Source organism: Streptosporangium sp. NPDC049078 (assembly GCF_040648855.1).
Classification (GTDB): Bacteria; Actinomycetota; Actinomycetes; order Streptosporangiales; family Streptosporangiaceae; genus Streptosporangium.
In genome coordinates this window covers 1-26,988 of record NZ_JBEZEL010000022.1, presented here as the reverse complement: position 1 = coordinate 26,988, position 26,988 = coordinate 1, and the positions used below count along the sequence as shown (strand labels likewise).

At 69.0% G+C, this 26,988-nt stretch carries 23 protein-coding genes; 8 read left to right on the top strand and 15 right to left on the bottom strand.

The window, feature by feature from the left end:
• Window positions 1–5: 5 nt before the first annotated feature.
• The 8 genes from AB0B90_RS32220 to AB0B90_RS32185 form a co-directional block, all read right to left on the bottom strand.
• Window positions 6–803 (bottom strand): ABC transporter permease, encoded by a 798-nt coding sequence (locus AB0B90_RS32220; RefSeq protein WP_362926191.1) that lies wholly within the window; start codon window positions 801–803, stop codon window positions 6–8.
• Complete coding sequence (locus AB0B90_RS32215) at window positions 800–1,693, bottom strand: ATP-binding cassette domain-containing protein (protein ID WP_362926190.1); 894 nt, start codon at window positions 1,691–1,693, stop codon at window positions 800–802. Before AB0B90_RS32215 ends, AB0B90_RS32220 begins: the two co-directional genes overlap by 4 nt.
• Window positions 1,690–2,052, bottom strand: a complete 363-nt coding sequence (locus AB0B90_RS32210) for a hypothetical protein (protein WP_350945692.1) — start codon at window positions 2,050–2,052, stop codon at window positions 1,690–1,692. The genes AB0B90_RS32215 and AB0B90_RS32210 overlap by 4 nt, the downstream gene beginning before the upstream one ends.
• Before the next feature lie 3 nt (window positions 2,053–2,055).
• Complete coding sequence (locus AB0B90_RS32205) at window positions 2,056–2,601, bottom strand: helix-turn-helix domain-containing protein (protein WP_362926189.1); 546 nt, start codon at window positions 2,599–2,601, stop codon at window positions 2,056–2,058.
• A gap of 331 nt (window positions 2,602–2,932) precedes the next feature.
• Complete coding sequence (locus AB0B90_RS32200) at window positions 2,933–4,000, bottom strand: ABC transporter ATP-binding protein (protein ID WP_362926188.1); 1,068 nt, start codon at window positions 3,998–4,000, stop codon at window positions 2,933–2,935.
• The gene (locus AB0B90_RS32195) at window positions 3,997–5,508 is read right to left on the bottom strand and encodes an iron ABC transporter permease (RefSeq protein WP_362926187.1); all 1,512 of its coding nucleotides are present in this window, start codon (window positions 5,506–5,508) and stop codon (window positions 3,997–3,999) included. The genes AB0B90_RS32200 and AB0B90_RS32195 overlap by 4 nt, the downstream gene beginning before the upstream one ends.
• 110 nt (window positions 5,509–5,618) lie before the next feature.
• Window positions 5,619–6,680, bottom strand: a complete 1,062-nt coding sequence (locus AB0B90_RS32190) for an iron ABC transporter substrate-binding protein (protein ID WP_350945688.1) — start codon at window positions 6,678–6,680, stop codon at window positions 5,619–5,621.
• 213 nt (window positions 6,681–6,893) lie between these two features.
• Window positions 6,894–7,331, bottom strand: coding sequence for an ester cyclase (locus AB0B90_RS32185; RefSeq protein ID WP_362926186.1), 438 nt, complete (start codon window positions 7,329–7,331; stop codon window positions 6,894–6,896).
• A 377-nt stretch (window positions 7,332–7,708) separates the two neighbouring features.
• On the opposite strand from AB0B90_RS32185, the gene AB0B90_RS32180 reads away from it, so the two are divergent.
• The 7 genes from AB0B90_RS32180 (at window position 7,709) to AB0B90_RS32150 (ending at window position 15,261) form a co-directional block, all read left to right on the top strand.
• Window positions 7,709–8,884: a hypothetical protein gene (locus AB0B90_RS32180; RefSeq protein WP_350945686.1), complete on the top strand. Its 1,176-nt coding sequence runs from the start codon at window positions 7,709–7,711 to the stop codon at window positions 8,882–8,884.
• Window positions 8,885–9,243: 359 nt separating this feature from the next.
• Window positions 9,244–10,335 (top strand): hypothetical protein, encoded by a 1,092-nt coding sequence (locus tag AB0B90_RS32175; RefSeq protein ID WP_362926185.1) that lies wholly within the window; start codon window positions 9,244–9,246, stop codon window positions 10,333–10,335.
• A gap of 209 nt (window positions 10,336–10,544) precedes the next feature.
• Complete coding sequence (locus AB0B90_RS32170; protein ID WP_362926184.1) at window positions 10,545–11,063, top strand: YlcI/YnfO family protein; 519 nt, start codon at window positions 10,545–10,547, stop codon at window positions 11,061–11,063.
• 190 nt (window positions 11,064–11,253) lie between these two features.
• Window positions 11,254–12,102: a DUF4097 family beta strand repeat-containing protein gene (locus tag AB0B90_RS32165; protein WP_350945683.1), complete on the top strand. Its 849-nt coding sequence runs from the start codon at window positions 11,254–11,256 to the stop codon at window positions 12,100–12,102.
• Between the two features lie 22 nt (window positions 12,103–12,124).
• Window positions 12,125–13,075, top strand: coding sequence for an ATP-binding cassette domain-containing protein (locus AB0B90_RS32160; protein ID WP_362926183.1), 951 nt, complete (start codon window positions 12,125–12,127; stop codon window positions 13,073–13,075).
• Window positions 13,072–13,863, top strand: a complete 792-nt coding sequence (locus AB0B90_RS32155; RefSeq protein WP_350945681.1) for an ABC transporter permease — start codon at window positions 13,072–13,074, stop codon at window positions 13,861–13,863. The genes AB0B90_RS32160 and AB0B90_RS32155 overlap by 4 nt, the downstream gene beginning before the upstream one ends.
• A 198-nt stretch (window positions 13,864–14,061) precedes the next feature.
• Window positions 14,062–15,261, top strand: a complete 1,200-nt coding sequence (locus AB0B90_RS32150; RefSeq protein ID WP_362926182.1) for a cytochrome P450 — start codon at window positions 14,062–14,064, stop codon at window positions 15,259–15,261.
• A 240-nt stretch (window positions 15,262–15,501) separates the two neighbouring features.
• Here the strand turns inward: AB0B90_RS32150 and AB0B90_RS32145 are convergent, their stop codons facing one another.
• The 4 genes from AB0B90_RS32145 to AB0B90_RS32130 form a co-directional block, all read right to left on the bottom strand.
• Window positions 15,502–17,838: a hypothetical protein gene (locus AB0B90_RS32145; protein WP_362926181.1), complete on the bottom strand. Its 2,337-nt coding sequence runs from the start codon at window positions 17,836–17,838 to the stop codon at window positions 15,502–15,504.
• 276 nt (window positions 17,839–18,114) lie between these two features.
• Window positions 18,115–18,558, bottom strand: a complete 444-nt coding sequence (locus AB0B90_RS32140) for a VOC family protein (protein ID WP_350945801.1) — start codon at window positions 18,556–18,558, stop codon at window positions 18,115–18,117.
• A gap of 216 nt (window positions 18,559–18,774) precedes the next feature.
• The gene (locus AB0B90_RS32135) at window positions 18,775–20,241 is read right to left on the bottom strand and encodes an MFS transporter (protein ID WP_362926180.1); all 1,467 of its coding nucleotides are present in this window, start codon (window positions 20,239–20,241) and stop codon (window positions 18,775–18,777) included.
• 609 nt (window positions 20,242–20,850) lie between these two features.
• Entirely contained in the window at window positions 20,851–21,669 is an 819-nt protein-coding gene (locus AB0B90_RS32130; protein ID WP_362926179.1) for a helix-turn-helix transcriptional regulator, read from the bottom strand.
• Between the two features lie 163 nt (window positions 21,670–21,832).
• Between AB0B90_RS32130 and AB0B90_RS32125 the strand changes: the two genes are divergently transcribed.
• A complete protein-coding gene (locus AB0B90_RS32125; RefSeq protein WP_362926178.1) occupies window positions 21,833–22,558 on the top strand; it encodes an alpha/beta hydrolase family protein in 726 nt (241 codons plus the stop codon).
• Between the two features lie 10 nt (window positions 22,559–22,568).
• Here AB0B90_RS32125 and AB0B90_RS32120 read toward each other — a convergent pair whose 3' ends face one another.
• The 3 genes from AB0B90_RS32120 to AB0B90_RS32110 all read right to left on the bottom strand — a co-directional run bounded on the left by AB0B90_RS32120 (window position 22,569) and on the right by AB0B90_RS32110 (window position 26,530).
• Window positions 22,569–22,988 carry a VOC family protein gene (locus AB0B90_RS32120; protein ID WP_362926177.1) on the bottom strand — a complete coding sequence of 140 codons (420 nt, stop codon included), beginning with the start codon at window positions 22,986–22,988 and terminating at the stop codon, window positions 22,569–22,571.
• A 66-nt stretch (window positions 22,989–23,054) separates the two neighbouring features.
• Window positions 23,055–23,954, bottom strand: coding sequence for a phosphotransferase (locus tag AB0B90_RS32115; RefSeq protein WP_362926176.1), 900 nt, complete (start codon window positions 23,952–23,954; stop codon window positions 23,055–23,057).
• Window positions 23,951–26,530: a hypothetical protein gene (locus AB0B90_RS32110; protein WP_362926175.1), complete on the bottom strand. Its 2,580-nt coding sequence runs from the start codon at window positions 26,528–26,530 to the stop codon at window positions 23,951–23,953. Before AB0B90_RS32110 ends, AB0B90_RS32115 begins: the two co-directional genes overlap by 4 nt.
• Window positions 26,531–26,988 lie beyond the last annotated feature (458 nt).

The window sequence follows — 26,988 nt, the reverse complement described above, 5'->3', positions numbered from 1 at the left end:
AGCGATCAGGCGAGGTCGCGGCGCATCGGCTGGAGCAGCGCGGCCGTGCTCGCCAGCGCGGTGTATCCGAGCAGGATCAACGTCCCGGCCGTCGGAGACACCAACTGGACGGGGTCGCTGGACAGTTGCCGGGCCATGGCGTCGGCCACGGCGGTGAAGTCGGTCAGTGCCGCGGTCGCGCCACCGGGTAGCCAGGGGTACAGGTTGCGGACACCGGGGATCATGATGAGCAGCAGCTCCGCCCCGTACAGGTAGCCGATCACCACGCACAACGCCGCGATCTGGTGGCGAATCAGCGCGCCCATGCCCACGCCGAGCACTGTGTAGGCGACCATCGCGACCGCCAGGCGGCCCAGCAGCTCGATGACGGTCCCGGCGGGCAGCCCCAGGCTGATGCCGCGGGCCGCGGCGGCGCCGAACAACGCCACAGCAGCGGTGCCCGACAGGACGAGTCCGTAGATCATGCCCGCCAGACCGTAGGTGATGAGCTTGGCGGCCAGCACCCGCCAGCGCTCCGGCGCGAACAGGAACGTGAAGTTGACGGTCCGGTGCCGGTATTCCGAGGTCACGGCCAGGGTGCCGATCGCGGCGGGGATGAAGGCGGTGAAGCTGAGGAAGCCGACAACGGCTCGCACTCCGGCTTCGGTGTGCAGCCCTGGCATCGGGGGGTCGAAGTTCTCCGGTCCGACGAGGGCAAGCAGTCCGATCAGGCCGCCGCCGAGGAGGGCGGCCACGAGTAGGGTGCCCAGCCACATCCGGGTGGCGAGCAGTCTGCGGAGCTCCGCGTGGATGAGGGGCTTCATGCGTTCGTCCGTTCGCCGGTCAGGTCGAGGAAGATCTCCTCCAGGCTGCGGTGTTCGGTGGTCAGGCCGTGGACGCGCAACCCGTGAGCGGCGGCCAGATCGGCGATCTGGGCCGGGTCGAGACCGTGGACGCGCAGGTTCTGCGGGCCGGTCGCGTCCACCTGGTGGGCCTGGCGTGACAGGATCGGCCGCAGTTCGGCGGCGTCGGGCGTGCGTACCAGCACGGCTTGCGTCGTATCGGACAGCTCACGCAGGGAGCCTGCGGCCAGCAACCGCCCCTGCCTGATGACCACCACGTCGTCGACGACCTGCTGGACCTCACTGAGCACGTGGCTGGAGACCAGGATGGTGCGGCCCTCATCGGCCAGATCGCGCAGGAAGGACCGCAGCCACGCGATGCCCTCGGGGTCCAGGCCGTTGCTCGGCTCGTCCAGCAGCAAGACGTGGGGGTCGCCCAGCAGAGCGGTGGCCAGGTTGAGCCGCTGCCGCATGCCGGTGGAGAAACCGCCCGTCCTGCGCCCGGCGGCCCCGGCCAGGCCCAGAAGGCTGAGCAGGTCCTCGACCCGGCCACTGGGGTATCCGCCCATCGCGGCGTAGATTCGCAGGTGGTCCCTTGCCGAGTGGTGCGGATGGAAGGAGGCGGCGTCGAAGACCGCGCCTACCACGGTGGTCGGACGAGGGATGTCGCGGTAGCGTCGTCCACCGATCGTCACGCTGCCGGACGTGGGCACGACATGGTCGATCATCATGCGCATGGTCGTGGTCTTGCCGGCCCCGTTGGGGCCGAGGAAGGCGGTGACCGCTCCCGGTCTGACGGTGAAGCTGAGGTCGTCGACGGCGGTGAGCGCACCGTACCTCTTCGTCAGGTTACGGACCTCGATGCCGCTCATGAGGCCACGGCCCGGATCGCCTCGACGAGCCGGTCGGTGTCGGGGACCGAGATGACGACCTCGTCGAATTCGCCGCCGGAGCTCGCGCGATCCAGCAGCAGGTGCACTCCGGGCAGGTGGCGGTTGACCGACACCAGTTGCCGTGGACCACCGTAGAGGCCCCACACGCCGATCTTGGTGTGGCCTGACACGGTCAGTCCCCTTCTTGCGCCGCGCGGGACACGCAGCGGCTGATCCGCGGCGATCGCCTGTCGTACCGCTGCCAAGGGAATGGTGTGCCGGGCGCGGCCGACGAAGAATCGCTCCCACGGGCCGAACTCCATAATGATCGAACCGTCTTTGATGATCACCGTCGCCATGTGTCAGCCTTCTTTCGTCAGAGGGAGGAGAATCGTCGCCAGCAACCGGGCCGTGCGGCCTCGTCCCGGCTCGTTGGTGAGCAGGGGTTGGACCAACTCGGCGAACCCCTGCGCGAAGCGGATGAACTCCTCGTCATCCAGGTGCAGCACCAGCTGCTGGTAGCCGGCGCCGTCGGCAGCCAGGTCGACGTGCTCCCTGGCGAGGTAGCGCGAGAACTCCGACAGCAGGCTGCTGATGAACGCGGTGAAATACCGCGCGTGATCTTCGGTGGAAGTCGAAGCCAGCGCTTCGGCGGTGGGGGTCACCCCGCCTTGCGCCACGGCGTAAATCCGCTCCGTCGCTCCTCCGACCTTGCGTTCGTCCACCACCTCCAGAAGACCCGCCTTGGCCAGCGTGGCGATCTGCCGGTACAGCGTCGCCTGTGGCACGTCGGGCAGCAGGCCCGCCAGATCGGATGCCGTGCGACGGCCGCCGGCCACGGCGCCCAGGATGCGGATGCGCACGGGATGGAGCGCCAACTCGGCCCAGCGCCCTGTCGAAGTACTCACGATCAGAACATTATCACTATCGATAATGAGAAAGACATAGGGGTGCGAACACGTGAGCTTGATCGCCGTCGGCGTGATCCCACCCGGACATGATCGGCCCGACACCTACGCCGACGCGGTAGATGAAGGCCGCCATCGCCTGGTGGCGCAGCCGTGGCCGGCGGCCCCCGGCCGGCCTCGGCCCAGCCGGCCTCCTCGGCGAGTCGATGAGCGCGCCGCCCATTCACGGGACCGCACGAGGACCGTGACCATGGCCGGTGCCACCGTGTTCACCCGGTGCGACCGTGTTCACCCCGTGGGAAGACCGGGCGGGAAGGAGCGTCCTCCCGTGTCACCCGGTGCCCGGCCGGTCGCGCCAGGCCAGGCCGCCCCCCTCCACCTGGACACCGACCTTGTCGCCGACGGTCATCGGCTCGGTCGGTGCCGTCACCCGCGCGGTGACGTGCGTGCCGTCGGGCAGGCTCAGGGTGACGAGCGCGTCGTGGCCGTGGAAGTCGTCGCCGACCACGGTCGCGATCACGGCCTGCGGTGCCGGTGGCGTGGTGATCCGGACCTGTTCCGGACGGACCAGCACGGTGAGCGCCCCGCCTCCCGGGGGGAGTTCGGCCACCACGACCGGGCCGAGCGCGGTGCGCAACACCGCGGGATCACCGTGGTGACCCGGCTCGTCCTGTGCGGACAGCAGGATCGCCTCGCCGACGAAGGCGGCCACCCAGGCGTCGGCGGGCCGGTGGTAGACGTCGGTGGGGGAGCCGCTCTGCACGATGACGCCCTCGCGCATCACCGCGATCTGGTCGGCCGTCGACAGCGCCTCGCCCTGGTCGTGGGTGACCAGGATCCCGGTGGCGCGGTCCGCGCGCAGCGCGGCCCGTACGTCGTGCCTCAACTCGGCGCGGAGCCCGGCGTCGAGCGCGCTGAACGGCTCGTCGAGCAGGATGAGGGAGGGGCGCGGCGCCATGGCGCGGGCGACCGCCACCCGTTGCTGCTGTCCTCCGGACATCTGGTGCGGCATCCGATCGCCGTACCCGGCCAGGCCGACCAGGCTCAGCGCCTCCTCGATCCTGTCGCCCCGCCGCTCGGCCCGGCTCAGCCCGTACCCCACGTTCTCGCGCACCGACAGGTGGGGGAAGAGCGCGCCCTCCTGCGGCACGATCACGATCTGGCGCCGCTGGGGCGGCGTGTGCGCGGCGGGACCGGCGACGACCCGCCCGTCGACGGTGATCTCTCCCGCGTCGAGGCGTTCGAAGCCCGCCACGCAGCGCAGCAGGGTCGTCTTGCCGCAGCCGGAGGGGCCGAGGACGGCGGTGAGGGTGCCGCTCGGCACGGTGAGGTCGACCCCGTCGAGGGCGGCGACGGACCCGTAGCGCCGGGCGAGCCCGCGCAGTTCCAACCGGCTCACCGCTGAACCTCCTTGCTGAGAATCCCGGTACGCGCGGCGAGCAGCCAGGTGGGCACCGATGACAACAACACGAGCAACACCGCGTAGGGGGCGGCGCCCGCGTAGGCGGCGACCGCTGTGTTCGACCACAGCTCGGTGGCGAGGGTGTCGACACCGGTCGGGCGGAGCAGCAGCGTCGCGGGCAGTTCCTTCATGCAGGTGAGAAAGACGAGCGCCGCGCCGGCGCCGATCCCCGGCAGGGTGAGCGGCAGGGTCACCGTGCCCAGCACCGCGAGCGGCCCCTTGCCCAGGGAGCGGGCGACCTCTTCGAGTACGGGCGGCGCCTGGGCCGTCGCGGTGGCGACGGCGGCGACGCCCAGCGGCAGGAAGAGCGCGGCGTAGGCGAGCGCGAGCAGCCAGGTCGTCTGGTAGAGCGGGAAGGCGACGTTGATCCCGAAGAACACCAGGGACAGGCCGATCACCACCCCCGGCAGGGCGTGGCTGAGGTAGCTGAGCCGCTCCAGCGTCGCGGACAGGCGCCCCGGCACCCGGGCGTTCAACACCCCGACCGGCAAGGCGAGCAGCATGGTCAGCGCCGTCCCCGCCAGCGCGAGCAGGAGGGAGTTGCCCGCGGCGGCCAGCACCTCCGGCCAGGTTCCCGGACGGGAGATGCCCTCGGCCATCCGCCGGGCGAGGCTGTACGCGGTGACGCCGAGCGCGAGGACCGCGACGGCGAGCAGCGCGGTCGCGGCGGGCAGGCGTGCCGCGCCCAGGGCGGCCCTGGCGGGCGGGCGGCGGGTGCCGCTCAGCCGGGCATAGCGGGCTCCGCGCCGTCGGGTCGCGCCCTCCCCGGCCAGGATGAGCACGGTCAGCGCCACGAGTACGGTCGACAGCACCAGCGCGCCGGTACGGTCGAAGCCGAGGTCGAAGGCGAGGAAGATGGCGCGGGTGAAGGTGTCGGCGCGCAGGATCGAGACCGCGCCGAAGTCCGACAGCACGTACAGCGCCACCAGCAGCCCGCCACCGGCGATCGCGGGGCGGATCTGGCGCAGCGTCACCCGGGTGAAGGTGTGCCAGGCGTCGTGGCCCAGTGACCGCGACACCTCCTCCTGCGCCGGGTCGGCACCGGCGAGGGCCGCGGCGGTCGGCAGCAGGACGTAGGGGTAGGAGCAGAGCGTCAGCACCAGGGCCGCCGCCCAGAAGCCCTCGAAGCCGTCCACCGCCGACACCCAGGCGAAGGCGGCGATGTAGGTCGGCACCGCGAGGGGCAGGACGGCGAGGACGGCGAAGACGCGGCGGCCCGGCAGGTCGGTGCGCACCAGCAGGAAGGCCGAGCCGACCCCGAGCACCAGGCAGGCGAAGGTCACCACGGCCGCGAGCGCGAGCGTGCTCGCCGCCAGCGCCGCGACCCGCGCGGTGAGCAGTTCCTCGGCGATCCTGGCGCCGCCCGCCTCGGCGGTCCGGACGGCGAGGTAGGCGAGCGGGATGAGGGCGACCGCGACGGCGAGCACCGACAGCGCCAGCACCACGGGCCTGGCCGGACGGGGCCGCCTCGCACCTCCTGCCGGGACGCCGGGACGGCCGGGCCGCGGCGAGGATCCGCCGCGACCCGGCCGCCTCACGGAGAGCGGCGACGTTCTCAGGGGACCAGTCCCGATTCCTTGATGAGCGCGATCGTCGCCTCAAGCTGGTCGAGGTCGTTCAGGTCGACCGAGGGGACCTTCAGCTCGTCCAGGGCGGGCACCCCGGCGGGCGGGGCGGCGTCGGCGAGGACCGGGTACTCGAAGGTCTCCTCGGCGAAGTACTTCTGCGCCTCGGCGCCGAGCAGGTAGTCGACGAAGGTCTGCACGTCGGGGTTGCCGGCGGCCTTCTTCAGCACGCCGACGCCCGCCACGTTGACCAGGGCGCCGCTGTCCCCGTCGGGGAAGAAGTGCAGCTTGGCGGCGAGCCCGTCGGGCGTCTTGCCCCGCTCCTTGGCCAGCTCGCCCAGGTAGTAGTGGTTGATCAGGCCGACGGCGACCTTGCCGGAGTCGACCTCCTCCAGGATCGGGCCGTTGCCCTCCCGGATCTGCGGCTCGTTGGCCTTGAGCCCGGCGAGGAACTCCTTCGCCTTGGCCTCTCCGTGCTGCACGGTCACGGCGGTGACGAACGACTGGAAGGACGCGTTGGTCGGGGCCACCCCGACCTTGCCCTTCCACTCCGGAGCGGTGAGGTCGAACACCGAGGTGGGCAGCTGGTCGGCGGGGACCAGGTCGGGGTTGTAGACCAGCACCCGCGAGCGGGCGGTGACGCCGACCCACTCCCCGCTCTTGGCGCGGTAGGTGGCGGGCACCTTGTCGAGCACGGTGGCGGGAAGCGGGGCGAACATCCCCTTCTTGGCGACGGCGCCGAGCGCGCCGGCGTCCTGGGCGAAGAAGACGTCCGCCGGTGACTTCTCCCCCTCTTCCAGGAGCTGGGTGGCCATGGCCGAGGTACTGGCGTAGCGGGCCTCGACGGCGATGCCGCTCTGCGCGGTGAACTTCTCCAGCAGGGGCTTGACCAGGGCCTCGTTGCGCCCGCTGTAGACGGTGATCTTCTTCTCGGCCGCCTGGCCGGCGGCATCGCCGGTGTCCGCGGACTCGCCGCCGCACGCGGCCAGACCGAAGAGGAGAGCACCCGTGGTGGCCAGTTTGAGCATGGTTCTGGGGAGGGACGTCGGCACCGGGGTGCTCCTTCGATCATGGCGCTTGCAACTGCATCGCTGTAGAAGTTAGCAGAGCCTAACCTAAGGAGCTGTGGCAGGGGGTGGGGTGGCCCGGGGGCGGGCGCCTGATCTGTGTGCCGGGTTCGGTCGGGACCTGTGTCCGGGTTCGGTCAGGACCTACGTGCCGGGGAGGCCGGGTTCGGTCAGGACCTACCCGCCTTCGGTCAGGACCTACGTGCCGGGGAGGCCGAGGTCGGTCAGGCCGAAGCCGAGTTGGCTGTACAGCTCCAGCTGGTCGAAGTAGTCCCGTTGCGTAATGATCTTGTCGTTGGCGACGTAGGCCATGCACGCGCCGCGGACGGTGATGCGGCGGCCGGTCTCCTCCACCTCGCGCCCGTCGGGCAGGAGGAAGGGCCCCGTGTGGGTGCCGGTGAGCGTCCATTCCGCGACCACGGGATCCTCGCAGGGGACCTCCAGCCAGACCGTCTTCTTGAAGTCGGGAAACCCCTTGAAGTACTGCTCGTAGAACCAGGCGATCTGCTCGTGTCCCTCCAGCGTGCCCGCCGGTGAGACGAGGACGGCGTCCGGGCTGTAGCAGTCGAGTAATCGGTGCAGATCATGAGCGTTGATCGCTTCGATCAGACGGCGTTCGAGCTCCAAGGAATTCACGTGACCTCCTGGTGCTGGACGAGGCGTTGAGCTTCCGGGACTTCCGATCCGACCGGGATGCCGTACGTCGGGTGTGCTCAGGGGGCATCGGACCGGGGGCCTTGACGGCGCTCTTTCAAAGCTATCCAGTGGGAAGTGAGCCTTTGGTCCGGGTGTCGTGGTATTCGCACCACGGAAGGTGCTGTAGATTCCCGGTCACCCCATGGGGGTGTCATGGCTTCGTCATGCCCGCTCGCCCGGTACGTCGGCGAGAAGGATTCAGTTACAAAACAGCTGAAACCATCAAAAAAGCGATTTATATTGAACTCTGCACCATAAATGGAAATCAGCGAAAATAGCGCTGGTCGGCGAGTCCCGTGCGGGTTAGGTTGACCAGCATGAGCACCTCCTATCACCCCCCTCACAACTACCGAGTCGTGGCACCCGACCAGCTGCGCGGATTCCCCAAGGCGCTGGGGATAAGCGACTACTGGACGCCGAGGACGATCACCCTGGCCACGCAGGGGAAACCCGGCGACCTGGTCCTGGTCAGCGGTCCGCCGTACGACCCGTCCCAGCACGACTCCTTCGGGATCGGTGTTGGCACGTTCCAGTTCGACATGGCGACCTGCACCTCCCAGGGGTGGGGCGGCGGCATCGTCCGCTATCTCCAGTCGGGCAAGCCCTGCGTGTGGAAGCCCGCTGAGCCGAAGGGGGGCGCCTTCAACCTGGTGGCGGAGATAACCACCGAGGACGCCGCCGAGGTTCGCATCTCCGAACGGGAACACATCGAGGATTTCCAGCGCGCCTGGGAGTGCTCCTTCGGACTGGTCGCCGGTCTGGCGCCCAAGTGCTCCGCCGACTCGACGGAAGGGGCGATCAAGGAACTGGTCACCCGTCTGATCGAGATGGGAGCGGCGTACGTGATCCCGGCCGACCCCGGTGACCTGGCCAACTGGGGTCCCCGCGTCCTCGCCGTCTACAAGGCCCTGTGCGCTCACTCCTACAAACGCGACGACAAAGGTCATCACTCGCCGATCGAATACCGGTTCACGGTGCACGAGAAGACCATCACCGTGCGTTTCGTCTTCGGTCCGAGGCATCCCGGCGAGGAGTTCGTGATTCCCGGGGAGATCTCCCCGGTGTTCACCGCCGCGAGCTACGAGGAGTACCTCCAGGCGAAGAAGGCCGCCGTCTCCCGGCCTCCGGTGGTGGCCGTTGCGGGGTTGAAGGTCGGCACCGTGGTCGTGTGGTCCGATGTCGTCGCCGACGGCCGGCTGTTCGAGGACTATCCGCTGGGGCCCTCCATCGCGGAGCAGACCGTCTACGCCGTCCCCGATCTTGAGACGGAGCGGTGGGTGGTGGACATGCCGGCCATCAACGGCCGGCTCCACTTCGAGGAGGGAACGGTGGTCGCGGTGGGCGACACCCACACCTGGGTGAAGATCGACTTCCGGGATCACGACTCTGACGGCACCTTCTCCTGGGTCACGCCGAAGGTGGCGACGCTCAACCTGTCCGACGGGTACGGCTACGTGCGGCTGCGGCACCACCTGCTGAAGCCGAAAACCTGACTGGCGTCACCGCCCGTCTCTCTCGACCATTCACCTGATCGCCTGATCGTCTCGCTCGATCGGCCCGCATCCCGTAATCCGACCGGGGTGGCCCGGCGAGAAGCTCGCCGGGTTACCCCGGAAGGCGCGGCTCGGAAGGCGGGACGGCGGTCGGTGGTCATCGGTCTGTGCCCCCCGCGCTGAGAAGGTGAACCACTCTCGACCTTTACCGTCGAACAGGAGTCAAGTTCAGCGGTCAAATTGGGCCTTCTCGACCGCCCGGTCGGCGGGTTATCAAGAGTCTGGGGGCGCCCGCGCCATCCCCGCTCATGACCACCACTCCGATGCGGACGAGGGATGACATGCGCCGGCTATGGGCAGTGATCGTAAGAACGCTCTGCGTCGCGGCTCTCGCCGCGACCGGGCTCACCGGGACCGTCGCGACCGCCGCAGCCACTGTGACCGCCACCGCGGCCGAGCCTCCCCGCTGGGGATTCGCCGTCGTCAGAGGCAGTGCGGTGGTGGAGACCCTGCACCAGGCGGGCTCGTGGCCGCAAGGGCTCAAGGTCGAGGCCACCCAGGGCGAGCCCGGTCAGGTGTTCGTGAGGTTCCCGCAGATCGGAATGGCCGCGGTGGGAGTCGCCCACGTCACGGCGATCTCCTCCTCAGCCGACTGGTGCCAGGTCGAAGGCTGGTGGCAGTCGGGCGCCGACGAGATCGTGGCGGTGCGGTGTCACCGGTACGGCGTCGGGCCGATCGCCTCGCGGTTCTCGGTCACCTTCGGCTCCAGCGAACAGTACCTGCCCGCGCGCCAGGCGTTCGGGTACGTGCACTGGGACGGCTCCGCCGTGGCCACGGGCTTCAACTCCTCGGGGCCGACCGCGGTGAACACCGTCGTGCCGCTGACGGCCCCGGGAACGTGGCGGGTCACCCTGCCGGGACTCGGCTCGGCGGGCCAGGCTGGGAACATCCAGGTCACCGCGGTCGAGCCGACCGTACCGGCACACTGCAAGCTGGGCGGATGGAGCGCGACGACGGCCGCGCAGAGCATCGTGGTGCGCTGCTACGACGCCGTCGGCACATCACTGAACACCGGATGGAGCCTGACCTACCACCGCGAACGGGCCATCACCTGGACACCTTCGGGGTACCGCTTCGCCTACACCTTCGACAACGCCCCCACGACCCAGGGCCCCTATGTGCCGACGCCGTACCCGGTCAGCTACAACTCGCAGTCCGGGGGCCTGCAGCTCAACAATTTCGGGGTCGCCAGGAAACAGGTGATGTTCGGCGGGGTCAACGGATATGCGGACAACGTCCAGGTGACCGCGTTCGGCTACGGCCCGGAGTTCTGCAATCTGTACTACCCCTGGGAGACGTACTCGACGTATGTGAGCATCCGGTACGTCAGCTGCTACAACGGCACCGTCCCGGTCGACCACCCGGCGATGATCACATACATAGCCCGCTGACCAGGGTCTTCTTTCCCTTTAGGCGCCGGACCGCCGACGGCGGAAACGAGCGTCTGCCTCCCCGTGCGGCGATCGGCGGTGATGAGGATGCCGTCGAACGCCACGTCGCCTGCGAGGTCGGCATCACCCGAACGGCGCCTGAGCCAGAGTGATGCCAAGCTGAGCCAATATGGCTTGTGTGTGGCATCACCGTGTGCCATAGTGATGCCATGGACTTGACCCCGTATGTGGCCTCGCTCGGTCGCGAGTTGCTGACCGCCGCCGAGACCGGTGAAGGCGACGCCAGTGTGCTGATCGAGCGGTTGACCGTTTCGATGGAGTCGGCGATCCGGCTCACCCTGCTTGAGGCGTTGTCGGCGGCCGCCGACGAGATCACCCGAGATCTGGCTCCCGGTTCGGTCCAGGTTCACCTGCGGGGGCGTGACCCGAGCTTCGTCGTGGCGGTTCGGCAGATGGAGCATCTCGCCGCCGACACCCCGGCTCTGAGCGCGCCGTCGGCCGACGACGCCGCGGCGAGCTTCGAGGACGGGCCGGTGACACGGATCAACGTCCGCCTCCCCGAGCAGCTCAAGGCCGCGATCGAGGAGGCGGCCGCCAAGGAGGGCCGTTCGCTCAACGCCTGGCTGGTGCGGGCCGCCTCGACCGCGCTGCGTGCCTCGGAGCGCGACCACGACTCCGACCGACGCGGCAAACGCGGCGCGCAGCGTTCCACCGGCTGGGCTCGCTGACCCAGCCGACCGACGCGTCGCGCGGCGTCCCACGGGCCGGGCTCACCGGCCCACCCGACCGACGCGGCGAACGCGGCGTACGGCGTTTCACCGGCCGGGCTCACCGGCCCACCCCGACATCCAGAGCCACTTTCTCCACACACTTCCGACCAGCGGAAATGTTCTTCTGACTCACTCCGAGGGGACAGCCATGCCAATTTTCGCCACGCCCGAACCGATCTCCGCCACGATCGAGCTCTTCATCGGCGACGTCCAGATCATCGCGAGCGACCGGACCGACACCGTCGTCGAGGTGCGGCCGAGCGACGCGTCCGACGAGTCCGACGTGGACGCCGCGCAGAAGACCCGCGTCGAATACGCCAACGGCACCTTGACGGTGCGAGGGCCGAAGGCCCGCATGCTCGACTTCTCCAAGAAGACCAGATCGGTCGACCTGCTCATCGAGCTCCCCACCGGCTCACACGTGCAGGCGGACCTGTCGATGGGAGACCTGCGCGGCGTCGGCACGCTGGGAGAGTGCCGGTTCAAGGCGTCGGCCGGGCACTTCCACCTCGACCGGACCGGGCCGCTTCGACTGAGCACCTCCGGCGGTGACATCACCGTCGAAGCGGTCACCGGCGACGTCGAGGTCTCCACCGGCACCGGACGCGTGCGCATCGGCGAGATCGACGGCGCCGCCGTCGTCAAGAACTCCAACGGCAACACCGACCTCGGCACCGTCACCGGTGAGCTGCGGGTGCGCTCGGCCAACGGTGACATCTCCGTCGACCGGGCCGACGCGCTGGTGGACGCCAAGACCTCCAACGGAGCCATTCGCGTCGGCCGGGTCGCACGCGACACGGTCACGCTGCACACCTCGACCGGCCACCTCGACATCGGCATCGCCTCCGGCACCGCCGCATGGCTCGACCTGGACACCTCCTACGGGCGGGTGTCCAACTCGCTGGACGACCTCGGCGAGGCACCCGAGGAGTCCGAGCAGACCGTCGAGGTCCGCGCGCACACGTCGTTCGGCGACATCACCGTCCGTCGCTCCTGACCAGACATCAGAAGGGTCTCTCATGAACATGCCGTCCCCCTCCGCGATCACGGCGACCGGGCTGCGCCGCTCGTACGGCGACCACGTCGTGCTCGACGGCGTCGACCTGGACGTCCCGCGCGGCACCGTCTTCTCGCTGCTCGGCGCGAACGGCGCCGGCAAGACCACCACGGTCAAGATCTTGTCCACCCTCATCCGGGCGGACGGAGGCAGCGCGCGCGTCGCGGGCCACGACTTATCCACCGAGCCGGACGCGGTGCGCGCCGCGATCGGCGTCACCGGCCAGTTCTCCGCGGTCGACAACCTGCTCACCGGCGAGGAGAACCTCGCCCTCATGGCCGACCTGCACCACCTCGACCGCAAGACGGGCAGGCGCAGGGTCGCGCGGCTGCTCGATCAGTTCGACCTCGCCGACGCGGCGAAGAAGACGGCGGCGACCTACTCCGGCGGGATGCGGCGACGGCTCGACCTCGCGATGACGCTGGTCGGCTCACCACAGGTGATCTTCCTCGACGAGCCGACCACCGGGCTCGACCCGCGCAGCCGCCGCGCCATGTGGCAGATCGTGCGGGAGCTCGTGGCCGGTGGCGTCACCATCTTCCTCACCACCCAGTATCTGGAGGAGGCCGACGAGCTCGCCGACCGGATCGCGGTCCTCGACCACGGCAAGATCGTCGCCGAGGGCACCGCGGACGAGCTCAAGCGGCGCGTCCCCGGCGGCCACGTCCTGCTGCGGTTCGCCGACGAACGCGACCTCGAATCCGCCGCACGCGCCGTGGGCGAGGTGTCCCGCGACAGCGACACGCTCGTCCTGCGCGTACCGCACGACGGCAGCCTCACATCGCTGAAGGCCCTGCTCGACCGGCTCGACCGCGACGCGGTCGAGGTCGGCTCGCTGAGCGTGCACACCCCCGACCTCGACGACGTCTTCCTCGCTCTCACCGGCAACAAGGAGAAGGTGGCCTCCCGATGAGCACCATGTCGCACGCCCTGACCGACTCGGCGACGATGCTCCGCCGCAACCTCAGACGCATGGTGCGCTACCCGTCCATGACACTGCAGCTCATCGGCATGCCGATCGTCTTCCTGCTGCTGTTCGTCTACGTCTTCGGCGGCACGCTCGGCGCCGGGATCGGCGGAGTCACCGGCGGACGCGCCGAATACGTCAACTACGTCACCCCCGCGATCATCCTGATGACGATCACCGCCGCGATCCAGGGCACCACGATCTCGATCGCGATGGACATGACCGAGGGCATCGTCGACCGGTTCCGCACCATGGCGATCGCCCGCGTGTCCGTCCTGACCGGACACGTCATCGGCAGCCTCATCCAGACGATGCTCAGCATCGCGGCGGTGCTCGGCGTCGCGCTGCTCATCGGCTTCCGGCCGTCGGCGGGCCCCGGCGACTGGCTCGCCCTCGCCGGGGTCCTGGTGATGATGGCCTTCGCCTTCATCTGGCTGGCGGTCGCGCTCGGCCTGGCCAGCAAGACCGTCGAGTCCTCCAGCAACGTCGGCCTGCCGCTGGTGCTGCTCCCGTTCCTGGGCAGCGGGTTCGTCCCGACCGACTCGATGCCGACCGTGCTGCGCTGGTTCGCCGAGTACCAGCCGTTCACACCGCTCATCGAGACCCTGCGCGGCCTGCTGATGGGCACCCCGATCGGAAACAGCGCCGCCATCGCGGTCGGCTGGTGCCTCGTCATCGGCCTCGGCGGCTACCTCTGGTCGAAGAGGCTCTTCAACCGCGAGTCCACCCGCTGAACCGCGTCCGGTCGAAGAGCCGCTGAGCCCCGCCTGGTCGAAGAAGCCGTTCGACCGCGAGTCCACCCGCCAAGCCGCACCTCGACTCGCGGACACCCGGTTCGGCTCATGCGCCTCCCGAAGTCGACAGCGACTTCGAGCCGCGAAGAACACGCGGCGCCATCGCGAGTAACCCCCACGCCGAGAAGAGGAACGACCATGGAACACATCGTCACCACGCTGCCGAACACACGCACGCCCGGCTGCCCCTTCGACCCGCCCAAGGAACTGCTCGACGCCCGCGAGCACGGCCCGATCAGCCGCTACACCTTCCCCGACGGACACGCCGGCTGGCTGGTCACCGGCTACGACCTGGTCAGAGCGGTCCTGGCCGACCCTCGCTTCAGCTCACGCAGAGAGCTCATGCGCCACCACCCGCTGGTCGACTTCGGCGACATCGAGGTCCCTCCGGCACCGCCCGGCGAGTTCCTGCTGATGGACGAGCCACAGCACGGCCGCTATCGCAAACCGCTGGTGGGAAAGTTCACCGTCCGGCGGATGCGGCAGCTCACCGAGCGCGTCGAGCAGGTCACCGCCGAGCACCTGGACGCGATGGAGGCGGCCGGGCCGACGGCCGACCTGGTGACCGCGTTCGCCAAGCCCATCCCCTCCGTCATCATCTGCGAACTGCTGGGCGTGCCGTACGAGGACCGCGGCCGCTTCCAGGAGAACATCGACAAGTTCCTCGGCGGGGAGGTCGCCGACGAGGAACTCATCGCGGCCTACACCGCGACCCAGGAGTATCTCGCCGAGCTGGTGGCCGCCAAGCGCGCCAACCCCACCGACGACGTGCTCAGCGACCTGCTCGACAGCGACCTGACCGACGAGGAGCTCAAGGGCATGGCCCTGATCCTGCTCTCGGCCGGGTTCGACACCACCGCCAACATGCTCGCGCTGGGCACCTTCGCGCTGCTGCAGAACCCGCAGCAGCTCGCCGCCCTGCGCGCCGACCCCGCGCTCGTCGACCGGGCCGTGGAGGAGCTGCTGAGATATCTGAGCGTCGCCAAGCAGTTCTTCAGGGTCGCGCTGGAGGACGTCGAGCTGGACGGCCACACCATCAAGGCCGGCTCGATGATGATCCTGTCGTACAACACCGCCAACCGTGACCCCGAGCGCTTCGCCGACCCTCACCGGCTCGACCTGCGCAGGCAGGACGGCGGGCATCTGGCCTTCGGCCACGGCATCCACCAGTGCCTGGGCCAGCAACTCGCCCGCGTCGAGCTGCGGGTCGCCTTCCCCGCCCTGCTCGCCCGCTTCCCCACCCTGCGCCTGGCCGTACCGGCCGAGGAGATCGCCCTACGCCCGGAGACCGCCGACATCTACGGGGTGAAGAGCCTCCCGGTCACCTGGGACACGTGACCGGTCCGCTCACGCAGAGCGTCACCGCCCCCACTTCTCCGGCTCTCGTCGGCCATCCTCGACGAGGAGCTCCAGCACCCGCTGCCGACCAGGGCTCATGTCGGCCAGGCGAGATCGGGGGACAACATCGGATCATCGCCGTGTTCCAAAGGCGGCCGACGCGGCCCTGCGCAACTGGCCGTCCCTCTGACAGCGGTACCGGGCCGAAGGGGACGCGAAGAGGGCGAGACGAATCAGTGATTACGAGGCTTCACCAGAAGGGGCGGTAGTGGCGAGATGGTCGTGCAGGGCCGCATGGCGAAACTGATAGACCGGACCGACCGCACGCAGCAGTCCCAGGCGGTGAGCGTCATCGAGAAAATCCATAATCCGCCAGGGAAGCCGGCGTTGGAGGGCTAACCGGGTCACCGCGATGGTGCAGACCAGCCACGCATGATGCTTGCCCATCACGGTCCCGGCCCCGAGCCCGAGCGTGAGCCCCAACGCGAGCCAGATCATGAGCAGGGTCGTGAGCTGTTCCCAGACCCAGTCCCAGAGCTCGGTCGAGATCCCGGTCCTGATCTCGGTCGCGATATCGAGCCCGACCAAGGGCCCGAATACGAGCCCGCACGCGAGCACGGCCACGACCAATCGCAGAAGGGTAAGCGCTCTGTCGGCTCGCCAACTGGAGCGGGGCGTGCTGGTCGATGCGAGTGTGGGTTGTTCCGCCCATGTGATCAGCCCGGATGCCAGCGTGATCCCTAGCCAGACTAGAAACCCGAACCCGAATATGAATTCAAAATTGAGATCGAAAAAATTGACTCGGCCGGGACGTAAAAAGACCCCGGAATCGAGATCGACATTGAGCGTCGACGGTACGAACGAGAGCGTCAGCCCGGACATGATCCCAATCGTGAGCCTGATCGTGAGCCCGAACGTGAGGGCGTCTTTCATGGAGCGGAAGAGAAGAGAGGTTCGTCCGCGCAGGTGCGGGTCTGCGTAGCCGGGCCTTTCGTTGACCCAGGGCTTGGCGCGCACAAGCCCGCTCGTGAGCCCGAACGTGATTCCGAGCGCGATCCCGAGCACGAGACCGAACACGCTCCTGGCCGCGATCCGGGACGCGGTCTCGTACGAGATCCCGAACATGGTCCCGATGATCCCGAACACGATCCCGAACCCGATTCCGAGTGCGAGGCCGAGCGCGATCCCGACTGTTGAACGGATGTGGGGTGTGGTGCGGGCGATGTGCCACCAGGTGATGTCGCGGGTGGCCGGAGGGAAGACGTGGGCCAGGTAGGTCAGGAAGCGTCGGGTGGTGTCGGGGTCGAGCAGGTGGCGGGGACGGAAGTGGTCGGCGGGGTCGGTGCTGGGCGGGCGGGCGGCGATGACAGCGGGGATGACGTGGTCCAGCAGGTGAGTGCGTAGCGCGCTGGCGTCGGCTCCGAGCGGGCCGGTCAGGGGGGCGGGGTCGGTGCCGGGGGTGACGTAGACGGTGCGGATCAGCCACAGGCCCAGCGGGGTGGCGGCGAGCTGGGTCAGGCCGGGGACGGTGCGGGAGCGCAGTGCGGTCAGGGTCTGTCTCCAGCCCTGGGCCGGGGAGGCGGGGAGGCAGGAGGCCAGGTAGTCGGCGGCGGTGTGTGAGGGGAGGGATTGAGGGACGATGATCGCCGCTGCGGTGAGCGGGCGGCCGACCTCGTGGATGGCGGTGGTGAACTCGGCGCGGCGGCTGGTGAGGATTAACTGGTCGCGAGTGGTCAGCGAGGCGTTGAGCGCGGCGATCACCTGGGCGCGGGCGGGTGCGGGGATTTCGTCCAGGCCGTCCAGGACGGGCAGGATGTGACCGCCGGAGACGAGCGCGGCGGCGGCGCCGGCACCGAGCTCGGGAGCGACCAGTGCCGGGTAGTCCTGGACCAGCCGGACGGTGAGCCAGTCCTGCAGCCGGGGATGGGCGCCGGGGTCCCAGCCGGAGACCGGCAGCAGCACCGGCACCGGCACGATCTCTCTCTCGTCGGCGCAGGCCTGATCGGTCGCGCGGGTGGACAGCAGTTGCAGCAGCAGCTGGATCGCCAGGGTGGTCTTGCCCATGCCCGCGCCGCCGGTGATGACCAGCCGCCGCCGGGTCAGGGCACGAAAGTCACTCGCGAGGGCGGCGATGTCGTCGCTGCGGCCGGCGAAGGTGAACTCGGTCGCGGTGCTGATCAGCCGAGGGATGCTCATCACCGTCTCGTTGGCGGTGAGCTGCCAGCGGATCGGAATGGGTGCGGGGTCATCAAGCAGCCGGTTACGGGCCTCGTCCTGCCATTGCCTGCGCACCAGGTCGGCCAGCACATCGGCGGCTTTCGTCACATCGGCGGGTCTGTTGGCGCTGGTGTTGCGGCGCTTGGCCCATGCCACGACGGCGGCCGTGGCCACCGATGCGGCGATCGCGACCGCGGCCAGATCAGCCGGATTGACCGGGTCGTCCGGTTTCAGCGCTCGCCATACCGAGACCACTGTGGTGACCAGCGCGACGATGGCCAGCAGAGCGGCTGAATTCCACCAGCGAATGGGGCGTCGGCTCACATCGATATATTCGCCGCCGTCCAGTACCGGCGGCATGAATCATGGCCCATCTCAGTGCTGAATCGTGATTACCGACAGCCGACCGCGATCATTACTGGCACCCTCTCAGCGGCGACGATGCAGCGGCGTGACGTTGCAACACACCGGAGAAGCCGGACGCCGCACTCCACGGCGTCAACCGGACGCATGCCGACGAGGAGAAGCGCCACCGCCCCACCGCACCCGTCGATCCCGGCCCGTGCTGGGGGGAGTGCCCCTGAGGAGCGGTGAACAACAAGGTGAGGCAGGGGGGCGGCTGCCCGGACAGTGCGGTTATCCCGTCTCCACCAGGCCAAGGTGAACCTGGCCGGTTTCATCGAGCCGCCAGCCGGGGTTGTAGCAGATCTCCCAGATCACTCCGTTGGGGTCGGCGACATGGCCGTGGTAGCCGCCGAAGTTCGCGGTCTGGGGAGACTTCACGAGCGTGCCACCCACCTCGACGGCCCGCCGCACGGTGGCGTCGACGTCGGCGGGGGTCGGCACGTTGACCGACAGGGTGAAGCCCCCCAGCTTGCCGTCGACCGCCGTGCCCTGCATGTCCTCGACGAACTTCTCCGCGTCGAACAGTCCCAAGACCATCCCGGGGGCCACCTGAAAGAAGATGATCTCCTCCGGTACGTCCAGCAGCGGCGTCCAGCCCAGACCTTCGCGGTAGAACGCGCGGGCGGCATCGAGATCGCGTGTCGACAAAGTAATGAAATGTACTTTTTGTTCCATATGATCAGCATGCCCGAGCGGTAGGAATGTCGTCTTGAACGAATCGGACACGGCGGCAGGCCTACCCGAGCAGGGGCGCCGTCGACGAGCGTGCCACCGACCGACCGGGGCGATCACCCAGGTCGGTCGATGGTTTTCCTGGAGAGAGGGTGGGCGACTCGAGTCGTCACGGCCTCCAGGACGCACCGCGGACCTGTCAGCCGGGCTCAGCCGGTGTCAGCCGGTGGGGTGCAGGTCGGCGGTGTCCGAGTCGGTGACGGACTGGGACGCGGCGGCGTCCCGGGCACGCGGACCGGGGAGCCTGAGGGCGGCGAGGACGGCCGTCAGCATGACGGCGCCCAGGACGTAGACGGCGACGCGCATCCCCTCGGCGGAGGCGACGCGCAACGCCTGCCCGGACAGCCCTTCGATGCCGTGGTTGGCGACCGCCACCAGGACCGCCAGACCCGCGGCGGTTCCCACCTGCAGCGCGGTGGAGGCCACCCCGGAGGCGAGCCCCTGCTCGTCCGCCGAGACGCCGGTGCCCGCGCCGATCCACATTGCCTCGTAGGTGATGCCCATGCCCAGACCGATGACGACGATCCCGGCCAGGACGGTGAGGAAGGATCCGTCCGTGTGCATGCCGGGGGCGAGGAACGCGGCGCCCACGGCGTTGACGACGATGCCGGTGATCAGCGTGCTCCGGGTGCCGAAACGATGGACGAGCCGCTCACTGAGGAAGTTTCCCGCCGTGATCGAGAGGGTCGGCCCGAGGAACGCGAGCCCGGTCTCCAGCGCGCTGAAGCCAAGGACATCCTGGAAATACAGGGTGAGGAAGTACGGCACGGCCTGCATCGTCAGCCCGAAGACGAGGATGACCACGACCGCCCCGCTGAACGCGCGGTTGCGAAACAGCCGCAGCGGCATCAGCGGCGTCCGCCCCCGAGCCTGGACACGCAGGAACGCGGCGAGCAGGACCACCGCGAGAACGGCCGAGGCGACCACCTCGGCCCGCGTCCAGCCGACCTCCGAGCCGTGCGCGACCGCGAAGATCAGCAGCGTGATGCCCGCCGTACCGGTGAGCGTTCCGAGCACGTCGACGCTCCCCGAGGTGACGCGGCCGTCGGGAGGCAGCAGGGCGAAGGCGGCGACGGCCCCCGCGGCGGCGAGCGGGACGTTGACGTAGAACACGGCCTGCCAGCCCAGGGCCTGGGTTAGCACCCCGCCCGCGAGCGCGCCCGCCGTGAGCCCACCGGCGCCCGCCATCGCCCAGACCGTCAGTGCGCGGTTGCGCTCCCTGCCCTCGGCGAAGGTGGTGTTGACCAGGGCGAGCACCGCCGGGAAGAGCACCGCACCGGCGAGACCCTGCAAAGCGCGTGCGGTGAGCAGCACCGCCGGCGCCGTGGCCAGGCCGCCCAGCACGGAGGCCACCCCGTACAGCGCCATGCCGAGCACGAACATCCGCCGGCGTCCCACCAGGTCGGACAGCCGACCGCCGAGCAGCAGGAAGCCTCCGTACAGGACGACATACGCGGTGACCACCCACTGCAGGGTGTGCGGGGTGAAGCCGACATCGGCGGCGATGTCGGGGAGAGCGACGTAGATGATGGTGAAGTCGAGACTGATGATCAGGTGCCCGAGCGCGAGCAGCGCGAGGCTCCATCCCGGCCGTCGACTGCGCGCCGGGGACTGGGTTGTGGACATGGGTGTGCCTTTCGTCCGTATGTGGTCCGGTGGCCTGTCATGGCTGCACCGCGACCGGCGGACATTTGTTGGCACACCCCCTGAGGGCACTGGGATGGGCGGCCCCCGCGCTCGGCCCGTCCGGTCCGATCATCGCCCCTCCCCTCCCTCGCGTGTGCCGCGCTGTCTTCGGGACGACTATGCCGCTCGCCGTGGCCGACGGCATCGGACGTCCGGTCCGGCATGGCCTGGGACCTTGGACCTAAGACCATCCGAGGTGGAGCTGGTGGCCGTCCCGCACGTACGTACACGCAGTGGGTGGACGAGCACGCGGACCGTTTCCGGGCTTGATCTCCATCGGCTGAACCCGCCCAGGACCGATCTCACCGGTCCTGTGACGTGGGTTTTCACGTTCCCACAACCGGGCGTCGGAGATCAGCTCACCGAACGCCGAAGCCTTCGCCGGCTCTGGACACGGCCGGTCGTTCTGTCACGCACGTGACGAGGTCCTGGCTGCACGCCGTGAGCGCCATCACCCGCTGGACGCGTTGACTCGCTGTTTCCCGGATCAGGCCGGACAGTATCGACACGAGTGATCGCCGCCTCGTCGGCGGCTGAGCATGAGCGGGGTCACGTCCGCGTGACGGACGCGAGGAGCGCCAGTTTGTCGGCACTGTCGGTGCCGGGGTCCGGGTGGAGGACGACGAGCGTCTGGCCTGTCGCGCCGCTGACACCCAGTCTCTCCCGGTTCAGCCACAGGCCACCGACCTGGGGGTGGTCGATGTGCTTGGGGGTGCCCTCGCACGTGTTCACATCGTGGCGGGCCCAGAGCCTGCTGAAGCGAGGACTGGCGAGGGAGAGCTCGCCGACGAGCTCGATGAATCGGGGGTCGTCGATGTCGGTGCCGACGGACCCGCGAAAGCCGGCGACCATGCCCTGCGCGGTGTCCTCCCAGTCCGGGTAGAGGGCCTGTTCGGCGGGGTCGAGGAACACGTCCCGCAGGCGGTTGCCCCCCGCCACGAGTCGCGGCGACAGAGTGGTCGCCAGTGCGTTGGCGGCGAGGACGTCGAAATAGCGGCCCTCCACGTACGCGGGAAGCGGAAGCGTGACGACGAGCTTGGCGACGCCCGGAGGGACGGTCTCCTTCCGGGGCCGCCGCCTTCGCCGGGGTTTTCCCGCCCCGAGACGGAGCAGGTAGGACGTCGCGTTGTCGTCGAGCAGCAGCACGCGGGCGAGGGACTCAAGGACCTGCGAGGAGGGATTGCGGTCGCGGCCCTGCTCCAGGCGCAGGTAGTAGTCGGCGCTGATACCGGCGAGCATCGCGACCTCCTCCCGGCGCAGGCCCGGCACACGCCGTACCCCCTGGGAGGGGATGCCGGCCTGTTCGGGAGTGACGAGCTCTCGGCGAGCGCGTACGTAATCGCCGAGGAGATTGAGGTCGTCGCCCATGCCGCCACTGTAATCCGCGCGCCGTCGTGCGTTCCTGGCCCTGTCACCCCCAGGATCGCGGGGACTCTGGCTCCGTCAGCGGGTGAGCGGAAACCTCGCTTCCAAGACGACGAACACCGGCGAAATCAGCCGACGGCCCCTTTCCGGAGCGAGGAGCAACACCATGTCAACGTATTTGCTGGTACACGGGGCCTGGCACAGCGGGCAATGCTGGGAACGGGTGGTCCCGTTGCTGGCATCGGCCGGGCATCGGGTGGTCGCGCCGTCACTGACCGGCCACGGCGACAAGGCGCATCTGCTCGGCCCCGAGGTAGGGCTGGACACGCACGTCGACGACATCGTCAGACTGATCACCGAGGAGGACCTCACCGACGTGATCCTGGTGGGCCACAGCTACGCCGGGCTGGTCATCTCCTCCGCCGCCAACCGAATCCCGGACCGGATCGCCCACCTGGTCTATCTCGACGCGATGGTCCCGGAGAACGGCGAGAGCGCGGTGGACGTGCAGCCCGTGACCCAGGCCCTCATCGACCGCGCCGCGGAGTCCGAGGCCGGCTGGCGGATCCCGCCGATGCCCGAGTGGCCACCACCCCTGGGCCTGTTCGGGGTCACCGACCCCGCGGACGTGGCGTGGCTGCGGACGATGTTGTCGGATCAGTCGGTGCTCTGTCTCCTGCAACCGGTCCGGCTGGACGACCCGGCCGTGCGCATGATTCCGCGGACGCACATCCACTGCGTCGCCGGCGTGCCGAAGGGCATAGAGCGGCGGGCCATCCCTGCGATACAGGCCAACGGCAGCCCGGCGCAGGTGTGGGAACTGGAGACGGGCCACGACTGCATGATCACCATGCCGGTCGAACTCACCGAACTGCTGCTCAAGCTCGGCTGACTGCGCGATGTCAGTCCTGGCGTGATGTTTCGAGGGCGACGAGTTCGACCTCGAATCCGTCGGCGTCCTCCAGATAGGCGGCATAGTGCTGCTCGCCGCCGGCATGGGGATGGCGGTCCGGGAACAGCAGCGTCCAGCCGTGCCGCGGTGCCCGCTCGGCCAGGACGTCGACCATGGCCCGGCTCTCGACGTGGAAGGCGAGATGGTTCAGGCCGGGACGGCACCGGTCGTGTTCGTCCGCGCTGAGAGCGGGCGACCGCTCAAGGACCAGATAGGTGGAGCCGAGCCGCCAGCTGCGCCCGTCGGCCCAATCCTGGAAGAGGGTGTAACCCAGCTCGCCCAGCAGCCACCCCCAACCGGCGACGGCCCGGGGCAGGTCGGGCACCCAGAGCTCGACATGGTGCAGCATGCCGGTGGTCGCCTCGCTCATATCGCCATCCCTTCGGTGCGCCTGATCAGGATGGCGTACTCGCACGGGCCGCCGGCCCGACCTGCTTCACCGCGATGATTCCGGCGAGGCCAGAGGCGCGAGGTCAGGGGCGTTCGTGGCCAGCCAGGCCGCGAGCCATCGGGAGTCCTCGGCGCTTCCCTCCGCCTGGGTGTCGATCAACCTGCGCAGGATCATGAGCGGCAGCAGGGCATCAAGTGCCTCCTGCTCGACCGCGTCGGTGCCGTACCCTTCCAGCAGCCATCGCGGATGAGCGCCACGTGGCAGGTCGACGGCGAGGCACCAGGCGAGATCGAGCATGGGAGGCCCGATCTCGACCGCACCCGGGTCGAGGACGGCGAGCAGATCGTCGCCCTCGAAGAGGACGTTGTGCCCCACGGCGGCGTCTCCGTGGATGGCCGTCATTGACTGTCCCGCGCACGCCTGGTCGAACAGGTCTGAGATGGCTGGGTAATCGCGGGTTGCGAGGTGGCGTGCGGAGCCGAGCATCACCCCGAGAGCGCCGGGTTCGTCCAGGCGCAGGCCGCCCTGGTCCGTGGCGCCGTGCCAGCGGCGAAGTTGCTCGCCCAGGCCGCGCTGTTGGGCGGGAGTCGGATGTTCGCCGGGTGAGCCGCCGATCCTTTCCAGCACGAGCCACCATCGTGGTCCGGACGCGGTCCGCACGGTGCCCGCGTCCAGCAGGGCCGGAACCCTGATCCCCGCGGTCTTACGCATCGACTCCATCCGCAGGGCGGTGCCAAGGCGTTCGTGCAGGCGGTGCTGGACCTTGACGGCCGTTCGACGACCGTAGACCACCGTGGCCCCCGGCTCGTACGGCTCGGCCACACCGTCGAACGCCGCACTCTTGAGCGCCACGTCACGTGCCTTGGCGATCTCGGCGTCCGGAACGTGGCCAGTTGGGATGAGTCCTCGTTTGTCACCGACATCGAGCGGGCCGCAGACCTTCATGACCCGCCTCCCGCTCGCAGCCGATGGAGCGGTTGTACCCACCGCTCCCGTGTCGTCTCAGGAAGATCCAACCATCTCGTACGGGTGAAGTCGTGCAGCTCCGGCTGCCCGGTCCAGAGTGCGGTGACCGCCGACCACACGGGCAGGAAAGCCTCCTCGGTTCCGGCCGCCTCCGCGAGGCGGACGGTGATGGCCAGGGCCTGCTCATTCTCGCCCCGTGCGATGAGCTGCAGGACCTCGACCACGTCGATGGGCAGCAACTCGGCGGAGGCGCCGACGGCCTCGAAGGTCCGGTGAGCCTCGCCGAGCAGGCGGGTGGCGACGGCCCACTCTCCTCGCATGGCGTGGGCCATCGACTCCGCCATGTCGCACTGGGCCAGCCCCACGACCTCCCCGACCGACTGGTTGAGCTCACGCGCCTCCGGAACCGTCCGGAGGGTCAGCTCCGGATCGAACCACATGGAGGCGAGAGCCTGGTGGCGTGCGGCCCGCGCCGCCCAGAGCGGCGCGTCCGCCTGCCGTGCCTCGGCCAGGACCTGTGCGAACAGCTCCGCCGCTTCCTGGAACCTGGCGTTGTGCAGGTACACATGACCCATCAGGTCACCGGTGCCGATCCGTTCCAGCCTTGTCCCGGCCGACCTTCTCTCGATCTGCCGTACGACCTCCGGGTAACGACTGCGCCGAAAGGCGTTGCCCGCAAGGTCAAACCGGGCGGCGACACCGAGCGGCGACAGCTGGTCGACGACCATGCCGAGATGGCGGTCGGAGCCGGTCAGGTCACCGGTGAACTGGGCCAGGCTGCCGAGTTCGAAGTGGAAGTAGTCGGCGTACGGACTCGCGCCAGCGTTCTCGACTGCCGCTTTCATGGCCGTGTGGCGCTCCGTCGCCTCCTGGTCCGCCTGGGCCGTCAACCTGGCCACCTCTGCGAGCGCGGCCAGCTGCGGAAACGCGCTGAACCTGGGCAGTGACGTCAGCACCTGCCAGTGCCCCAGATAGCGCATGGTGTAGGCCATCTGCCCCAGCCCCGGTGGCAGGACCTCATGCTCGGCGGCGCCGTACAGGGCGAGAAGAAAGGCCGCGACGGTACGGCGGCTGTGATCGGCCGGGGTCAGCTCGTCCGGCGGGTCGTCACCCCAGATCGACAGCGTGAAGTCCGTCAGATACGCCAACGCCTGCGAGGCCCGGTCTCGCCGCTCTCGGGCGGTCCATCCATCCGGAGTGTGCGCGTCGCAGCCGGTGATCCCGCGACGCAGGTTCTCGTGCAGGCGGCAGGGCGGCCACACGGTCGGATCGTGCCGTACGAACCGCCGGGCGATGAAATCCTCGATCCGCCTGCCGCGCGCCTCGGGCAGGATCGCGGCCAGCAGTCGGTCGTCGAACGCCTCCAGCAGCGCCGCGGCCCGGAGTAGGTCCCGATCCTCGGGCGACAGGTCACGCATCATCCGCAGGACCAACTCGGGAAAGGGCTCGCCGAACACCTTCGGGTCCGGGGTATCTCCTCGGGCCAGGTGCTGTTCGAACAGGCCCGTCGACAGCTCCAGATAGAGCGGCGACCCTCCGGAACCGGCCACGATCCGCTCGCGTACTTCGGCACCCATGGCCGGCTCGTCGTCGACGAGCAACCGCTCCCGGAGGAACAGGTCGGCGTCCGAGGACTCGAAGCCGTCGACCGGGAACTGGTCGGTGAGGTCGGCCAGCCCCGGCCATCGTCGCGCCCCGCCGTAGGTCAGCCCGACGCCGCGTACCGGGTCATCCCAGCGCAGCGGGCGTCTGCTCCCGACCGTGAAGAACACGTTGGGCAACAGGTAGGCCATCCGGACGACCAGATCTTCCAACCCGCCCCGCTCGGGCGGCAGGACCTGGACGTTCTCGAACGTGTCGAGTACGCAGAGAGCCAGGACCGGGCTCTTCTGACGGATCCGCTCCAGGTCCGCGCTCAATAGGATCGGCAGGTAGCCGAGCATCCGGTCCGGGTTCTCCTCCTGAAGGATCGGGCCGAACGCCGGGAGATCACGCCTGAGCCGCCGCAGGGTGATCGACTGCCGCGCGGATGTGCCGACCAGATCGAGCACCCGGTAGGCGGTCGTGACGACACCGAGCCCCGCGAACAGGCCGTCGACGCTTGACGCGACCTGCTCGGAAAGGCGCAGTGAATCGGAGACGGCACCGACCGAGGAGGACTTTCCCAGAAAGCGGACCAGGGACTCACCGGGATGCTTGCGCTCCCAGTACGCCGAGAGCGCGATGTCGAAGGCGGGCCACGACCTGCCCAGACGTCCCAGCGCGGCACGCACTCGGAGCAGCACCGTCTCGAAGCTCTGGCTCGACAGGTCCGCGAAGTCGATGACGGCGACCGAGCGGTCATCCGGCAGCCCGTCGAACTCGCCGCTCTGGGCGAGATCGGCGAGGTGACGGATCAGCGTGGACTTCCCGATGCCGCCCTCCCCGCTCAGCCCCATCACGTTCCGGGCGGGCCGCTGGAAATCCATCAGCCTCTCGACGGGCCATTCCTCGGCCAGATGGGCGGCGATCCGCTGCTGAAACGCCCGGATGTACTCCTCCCGGTCGGTGAACACCCGATTCGCGGTGAACGGTACCTCGGGTCCGAATGCAAAGAACTGGTCAAGGTCCACCCGGGCAGTGGATCACCCAGCAGTCAGGAAAGTAAAGCTGACCTGGGGTTTCGGCAGTCCCCAAAACCGGGCCAGGAGTCGTCGGATCGTTTCCGCTGAGGCGCGGCGGAGCAGTGCTGCTTCCTTCTTGACCATCTGTCCATGGTCGTTGCGCCATGCCGTCCCACGAGCCACTACTTGTCTACGTCACATGCTTTCGATGACGGACTGCATTTCGGTGGGGAGTCTTCCAAGAGCGGCACGTCGCGTTGAGGGGACGAACAGGATTATTGAGGACACAATCGTGGTCAGACGGCACACGCTCACCTAGGGCGTGTTTTAGAAGTCGGTGATGTGCCTGGTTGGCCGTCCGGGGAAGTGGCGGGCGGCCAACCAGACGGTGAGGTCGCGGGCGATGTCGT

What these genes read in the sequence shown, in the direction of transcription:
- AB0B90_RS32180 (WP_350945686.1), top strand. Translation starts at nt 7,709, where the DNA reads ATGAGCACCTCCTATCACCCCCCTCACAACTACCGAGTCGTGGCACCC.
- AB0B90_RS32120 (WP_362926177.1), bottom strand. Translation starts at nt 22,988, where the DNA reads ATGAGCGAGGCGACCACCGGCATGCTGCACCATGTCGAGCTCTGGGTG.
- AB0B90_RS32115 (WP_362926176.1), bottom strand. Translation starts at nt 23,954, where the DNA reads ATGAAGGTCTGCGGCCCGCTCGATGTCGGTGACAAACGAGGACTCATC.
- AB0B90_RS32210 (WP_350945692.1), bottom strand. Translation starts at nt 2,052, where the DNA reads ATGGCGACGGTGATCATCAAAGACGGTTCGATCATTATGGAGTTCGGC.
- AB0B90_RS32130 (WP_362926179.1), bottom strand. Translation starts at nt 21,669, where the DNA reads ATGGGCGACGACCTCAATCTCCTCGGCGATTACGTACGCGCTCGCCGA.
- AB0B90_RS32125 (WP_362926178.1), top strand. Translation starts at nt 21,833, where the DNA reads ATGTCAACGTATTTGCTGGTACACGGGGCCTGGCACAGCGGGCAATGC.
- AB0B90_RS32215 (WP_362926190.1), bottom strand. Translation starts at nt 1,693, where the DNA reads ATGAGCGGCATCGAGGTCCGTAACCTGACGAAGAGGTACGGTGCGCTC.
- AB0B90_RS32160 (WP_362926183.1), top strand. Translation starts at nt 12,125, where the DNA reads ATGAACATGCCGTCCCCCTCCGCGATCACGGCGACCGGGCTGCGCCGC.
- AB0B90_RS32135 (WP_362926180.1), bottom strand. Translation starts at nt 20,241, where the DNA reads ATGTCCACAACCCAGTCCCCGGCGCGCAGTCGACGGCCGGGATGGAGC.
- AB0B90_RS32140 (WP_350945801.1), bottom strand. Translation starts at nt 18,558, where the DNA reads ATGGAACAAAAAGTACATTTCATTACTTTGTCGACACGCGATCTCGAT.
- AB0B90_RS32145 (WP_362926181.1), bottom strand. Translation starts at nt 17,838, where the DNA reads ATGCCGCCGGTACTGGACGGCGGCGAATATATCGATGTGAGCCGACGC.
- AB0B90_RS32220 (WP_362926191.1), bottom strand. Translation starts at nt 803, where the DNA reads ATGAAGCCCCTCATCCACGCGGAGCTCCGCAGACTGCTCGCCACCCGG.
- AB0B90_RS32165 (WP_350945683.1), top strand. Translation starts at nt 11,254, where the DNA reads ATGCCAATTTTCGCCACGCCCGAACCGATCTCCGCCACGATCGAGCTC.
- AB0B90_RS32155 (WP_350945681.1), top strand. Translation starts at nt 13,072, where the DNA reads ATGAGCACCATGTCGCACGCCCTGACCGACTCGGCGACGATGCTCCGC.
- AB0B90_RS32150 (WP_362926182.1), top strand. Translation starts at nt 14,062, where the DNA reads ATGGAACACATCGTCACCACGCTGCCGAACACACGCACGCCCGGCTGC.
- AB0B90_RS32170 (WP_362926184.1), top strand. Translation starts at nt 10,545, where the DNA reads ATGGACTTGACCCCGTATGTGGCCTCGCTCGGTCGCGAGTTGCTGACC.